The organism is Kitasatospora sp. NPDC059088, from assembly GCF_042738155.1.
Taxonomy (GTDB): domain Bacteria; phylum Actinomycetota; class Actinomycetes; order Streptomycetales; family Streptomycetaceae; genus Kitasatospora.
In genome coordinates, this window is record NZ_JBHYGR010000131.1 from 22231 (window position 1) to 27117 (window position 4887).

A 4887-nucleotide genomic window follows, 5' to 3' on the forward strand; every position below is an offset into this window, starting at 1 on the left:
ACCGGCGGCGACAGCCGGGTCCGGGCGGTGGCCGCCGTGTGCACCGCCGACCTGTCCCGCCAGTTCCGGCTCGGCGCCGACGGCGGCCAGGACCCGGCCGTCTTCCGGGCCCTGCTGGACGCGGCCGCCCGGGCCCGCACCGCCGCCGCCCGGGGGCAGGACCCCGGCGGGCTGACGGTGTTCCCGGAGACGGCCGAGCAGGCGCGCGAGCTCGGCGGCGAGCACGGCGCCGAGGGCTTCGCGTACTACTGCACCTCACGCGGCGCGCACGAGCGGTCCGCGAAGTCCCTGGCCTGGGAGAGCGTCGACCGTCTGGCCGGCTACGACCCCTTCTTCGCCGTCCCGCTGATCGGCCCGCGCCCGATCCTGCAGATCGTCGGCGAGCGTGCCGTCACCGCCTGGATGGCCGTCGAGGCCCACCAACGCGCCACCGGACCAACCGAGTTGCACCGGATCGCGGGCGCGAGCCACGTCGACCTCTACGACCGGCAGGAGTACATCGACCGGGCCGTCGACAAGCTGGCCGGCTTCTTCACCGCCCACCTGGACGCCGCGCACTGAACGGCCGCGCCGGTGCCCCGGCGTCCGCACCGCACCTCCCGTCCCCTTCCGAACCTGAGGAGTCCTCGATGGCAGCATCCGGAAACACCAGCACCAACCGCCCCTCCACCGGCCGACGCCGCTTCCTCGGCCTCGCCGCGGCCGGTGTCGTCGCCGGGCAGGTCGGCGTGTCCGCCCAGGCCCAGGCGCAGACCCCGAACGCGGCCCTGGCCCCGACGTCGGCCCCGGCACCCGCCCCGGCTCCGCGGCCCGTGCCGGGCATCCGCCCCTTCCGCATCAAGGTCCCGCAGAGCGAGCTCGACGAACTCCGCCGCCGCGTCCGGGCGACCAGGTGGCCCGACCGCGAGACCGTCGACGACCGCAGCCAGGGCGCCCAGCTGGCGAAGCTGCGCCCGCTGGTGGAGCACTGGGGCACCCGGTACGACTGGCGGACCGTGGAACGGCGCCTCAACGGGCTGCCGCAGTTCGTCACCGAACTCGACGGACTGGACGTCCAGTTCGCCCACATCCGCTCCCCGCACCCCGGCGCGATGCCGATGCTGATGACCCACGGCTGGCCCGGCTCGATCGTCGAACTGCTCAAGGTCATCGGCCCGCTGACCGACCCCACCGCCCACGGCGGCCGCGCCGAGGACGCGTTCCACCTGGTGCTGCCGACCCTGCCCGGCTACGGCTTCTCCGGGAACCCCGGCAAGGCCGGCTGGAACTTCGCCCGGATCGCGCGGGCCTTCCACGCGCTGATGCTGCGCCTCGGCTACCCGGAGTACGTCTCGCAGGGCGGCGACCACGGCGCGATCCTCTCCGAGGTGCTCGCCGTCCAGCAGCCGAAGGGGCTGCTCGGCATCCACGTCAACATGCCGGGGACCGTGCCGGAGGACCTGCTGCGCCGGCTGCGCAACTTCGACCCGGCCCCGGCGAACCTGTCGGCCGAGGAGGTGCGGGCGTACGACCGGCTGCTGCACTTCTACCGCGACGGCTTCGGCTACGCGGCGATGATGAACCGCAGCCCGCAGACGATCGGTTACTCCCTCACCGACTCCCCGGTCGGCATGGCGGCCTACTACTACGACAAGTTCGCGGAGTGGACGGACTCCGACGGCGAGCCCGAGAAGGTCCTCACGTACGACGAGATGCTGGACGCGATCTCGCTGTACTGGCTGACCGGCACCGGTGCCTCCTCGTCCCGGCTGTACTGGGAGGGCACCCGGGCCGGCGGCGGACCGTTCAACGCGGTGCCGATCCCGAAGCTGCCGGTCGCGGTGACGGTCTTCCCCGCCGAGATCTACCCGGCGCCGCGCAGTTGGGGCGAGCGGACCTTCGGCAACATCATCCACTGGAACGAGGTCGACCGCGGCGGCCACTTCGCCGCCTGGGAGCAGCCGCAGCTGCTGGCCGAGGAACTCCGCACCGCCTTCCGCGCGCTGCGCTGACGCATCGGCCCCGGAGCAGCGCTCCGGGGCCGACCCGGGGCCGACGGCGGGAAGGCGGGCGGATCGGGAGGGCGGATCGGGGGCGCCGCCCTCCCTGCTCAGGGCCGCCGGTCAGCGGGTGGCGCGGGCGGCCTGCTCGACGACGCCCGCCACCACGCCGGGGTGGGACACCGCGACGGAGTGCGACGCGGCCACCTCGGTGGTGTGGGCGTGGGCCCGCCCGGCCATGAACCGCTGGGCGTCGGCCGGGATGTTGCGGTCCTCGGTGGTGATGACGTCCCAGCTGGGGACGGTCTGCCAGGCGGCGGAGGTGGCCTGCTCGGTCAGCGCCGCCTGGGCGATCGGCCGCTGGGCGGCGGCCGCCAGCGCGGCCCGGTCGGCGGGGACGTCGGCGGCGAACTGGGCCCGGAACCGGTCCTGCCGGATGTACAGGTCGGTGCCGGTGCTGCCGTCGGCGTTGGTGACCGGTACCGGGTCCAGCGCGCCGGACAGGGTCGAGCCCGGGAACGCGTCGGTCAGCTGGAGCGCGGACTCGCCCGGCGCGGGCAGGAACGCCGCGACGTAGACCAGCGCCTTGACCTGCGGCCGGCCGACGGCGGCTGCGCTGATCACCGAGCCGCCGTAGGAGTGGCCGACCAGGACGACGGGGCCCTTGACGTGGTCGATCACGCTGCGCAGCGCGGCCGCGTCGGAGGCCGGGCCGCGCAGCGGGTTGGCGGCGGCCACCACCGGGTAGCCGTCGTGGCGCAGCCGGGCGACGACGCCGTCCCAGCTGGAGCCGTCGGCGAACGCGCCGTGCTCCAGGACGACGGTCGGCTTCGGGCCCCGGTCGGCGGCCGCGTCCTCGGTCGCGGCGCTCGCGGTGCCGGCGACGGCGAAGGCGATCGCGCCGACCCCGGCGGCGGCACCGGTGGCGAGGCGACGCAGGCGGCCGTTCTCAAGGCTGAACATGCAAGTGCTCCAAGGGGTTTCGAACGGTGAGTGGATCCAGCGGGCCCCACTGTGGTCCGCCGTCCGGGCCCGGCGCATCGGTCATGTGACTCCATCCTTCCGGCCGCTCGGGCGCGCCCCGGGCGGTGTCGGCGGAGCGTCAGGTGACTGATGTGCCGTCACCGTCGGCGCGGCCAGAGTGAGGGGGCCAAGCCCGATACCGAGGAGAGATCATGAAGAGACGGTTCCTGGCCGTCGTCGCGGCGGCCGTCCCCCTGGTCGCCGCCGCTGCGGTGTCCACTCCGGTGAGCGCGTCACCGGAGCTCGCCGCCGCCGTCAGCGCCACCACCGTGAGCACCGGCGCGAGTGCCACCGCCACGAGTGCCACGGCCACGAGCGCCACCGCCGGCTCGTCGGCGTTCAGCTGCGCCCCGGCCGGGATCCCGGCCCCGGCGGGCACCGCCGTGGAGTCCGTCACCGCGGTCGCGGTGCCGGCGGGGACCTTCCAGGTGCCCGGGGAACCGCCGCTCGGCGGCTTCCCGGTGCCCGACGTCCCGGCGCACTGCGAGGTGACGGTCACCCTGACCCACCCCGGCGCGAACGACCACGCCAAGGTCAACGTCTGGCTGCCGCAGGCGGGTTGGAGCGGCCGCTTCCAGGCGGTGGGCGGCAGCGCCTACGCCGCCGGGGACAACGGGGCCGGGCTCGCCGCGGCCGTCAAGCAGGGCTACGCCGCCGCCACGACCGACGCGGGTGTCGGCGGGGCCCTGGACACCAGCTGGGCGCTGGACGCCGCCGGGCGGGTCGACACCGCGCTGCTGGACAACTTCGCCTCCCGCTCGGCGCACGAGATGGCGCTGGTCGGCAAGGAGGTGGTGGCCGCGGCCTACGGGCGGGCGGCGTCCTACTCCTACTGGAACGGCTGCTCCACCGGCGGCCGCCAGGGCTACCTGGAGGCCCAGCGCTACCCGACGGACTTCGACGGCATCAAGGCCGCCGCGCCGGGCGTCAACTGGAACCAGTTCGAGGTGGCCACCCTGTGGCCCCAGGTGGTGATGAACGAGACCCGCACCTACCCGACCGGGTGCGAGTTCGACGCCTTCAACCGGGCCGCCCTCAAGGCCTGCGACACGCTCGACGGCGTCGCCGACGGCCTGATCAGCGACCCGCAGCGGTGCGACTTCGACCCGCGCCGCCTGGTCGGCACCCGGGTCGAGTGCGACGGCAAGCAGGTCACCGTCACGGCGGCGGACGCCGAGGTGGTCCGCCGGATCTGGGACGGCCCGCGCGACGTCAACGGCAAGCGGCTCTGGTACGGCCTGCCGATCGGCGCCGACTTCCGCTACCTGGCGGCCAGCAGGACCGATGCGAACGGCGTCACCACCGGCGTGCCGTTCGTCGTCCCGGCGGCGTGGGTCGCCACCTTCGTGCAGAAGCAGCCCGGGTTCGACACCGCCCACCTCAGCCGGGCGCAGTTCGACCGGATCTTCCGGGCGGCCCGCGCCGAGTACGACCAGGTCATCGGCACCCGCGACGCGGACCTCTCCGCGTTCCGCGACGCCGGCGGCAAGCTGCTCAGCTGGCACGGCGACGCCGACCAGCTGATCCCCACCGCCGGCACGGTCGACTACCGCAAACGGGTGGAGGAGCGGATGGGCGGTGCGAAGAAGGTCGACGACTTCTACCGGCTGTTCCTGGCCCCCGGCGTCGAGCACTGCGGCCTGGACGGCGGCAAGGTCGACGACCTGGCGGCGCTGACCGCCTGGGTGGAGCAGGGCAGCGCGCCGTCGGTGCTGCACGCCACCCTGACCACCGGCACCGGCACCACCGTCGCCCGCGACCTGTGCCGCTACCCGATGGTGTCCCGCTACACCGGCCACGGGGACCCGGGCGCCGCGAGCAGCTTCCGCTGCGTCCAGCCGCCGCGGCACTGACCCCCGGATCCGGCCGGTGGCCCGGGAGCAGC

The 4887-nt window shown here is 74.7% G+C and carries 4 protein-coding genes; 3 read left to right on the top strand and 1 reads right to left on the bottom strand.

Annotation, left to right across the window (positions count from 1 at the left end; genetic code table 11):
- Both ACFWXO_RS37260 and ACFWXO_RS37265 read left to right on the top strand, forming a co-directional pair.
- The coding region (locus tag ACFWXO_RS37260) for an alpha/beta hydrolase (RefSeq protein WP_380529771.1) at nt 1–561 on the top strand (561 nt) is incomplete at its 5' end.
- Nucleotides 562–629: 68 nt separating this feature from the next.
- The gene (locus ACFWXO_RS37265) at nt 630–1991 is read left to right on the top strand and encodes an epoxide hydrolase family protein (protein WP_380529773.1); all 1362 of its coding nucleotides are present in this window, start codon (nt 630–632) and stop codon (nt 1989–1991) included.
- 111 nt (nt 1992–2102) lie between these two features.
- On the opposite strand, the gene ACFWXO_RS37270 is transcribed toward ACFWXO_RS37265, so the two are convergent.
- Nucleotides 2103–2942 (bottom strand): alpha/beta fold hydrolase, encoded by an 840-nt coding sequence (locus ACFWXO_RS37270; protein WP_380529775.1) that lies wholly within the window; start codon nt 2940–2942, stop codon nt 2103–2105.
- A gap of 212 nt (nt 2943–3154) precedes the next feature.
- On the opposite strand from ACFWXO_RS37270, the gene ACFWXO_RS37275 reads away from it, so the two are divergent.
- Complete coding sequence (locus ACFWXO_RS37275; protein WP_380529777.1) at nt 3155–4855, top strand: tannase/feruloyl esterase family alpha/beta hydrolase; 1701 nt, start codon at nt 3155–3157, stop codon at nt 4853–4855.
- Nucleotides 4856–4887 lie beyond the last annotated feature (32 nt).

Bases quoted from the DNA above. Each gene is read 5' to 3' on its own strand.
- ACFWXO_RS37265 (WP_380529773.1), top strand. From the start codon at position 630: ATGGCAGCATCCGGAAACACCAGCACCAACCGCCCCTCCACCGGCCGA.
- ACFWXO_RS37275 (WP_380529777.1), top strand. From the start codon at position 3,155: ATGAAGAGACGGTTCCTGGCCGTCGTCGCGGCGGCCGTCCCCCTGGTC.
- ACFWXO_RS37270 (WP_380529775.1), bottom strand. From the start codon at position 2,942: ATGTTCAGCCTTGAGAACGGCCGCCTGCGTCGCCTCGCCACCGGTGCC.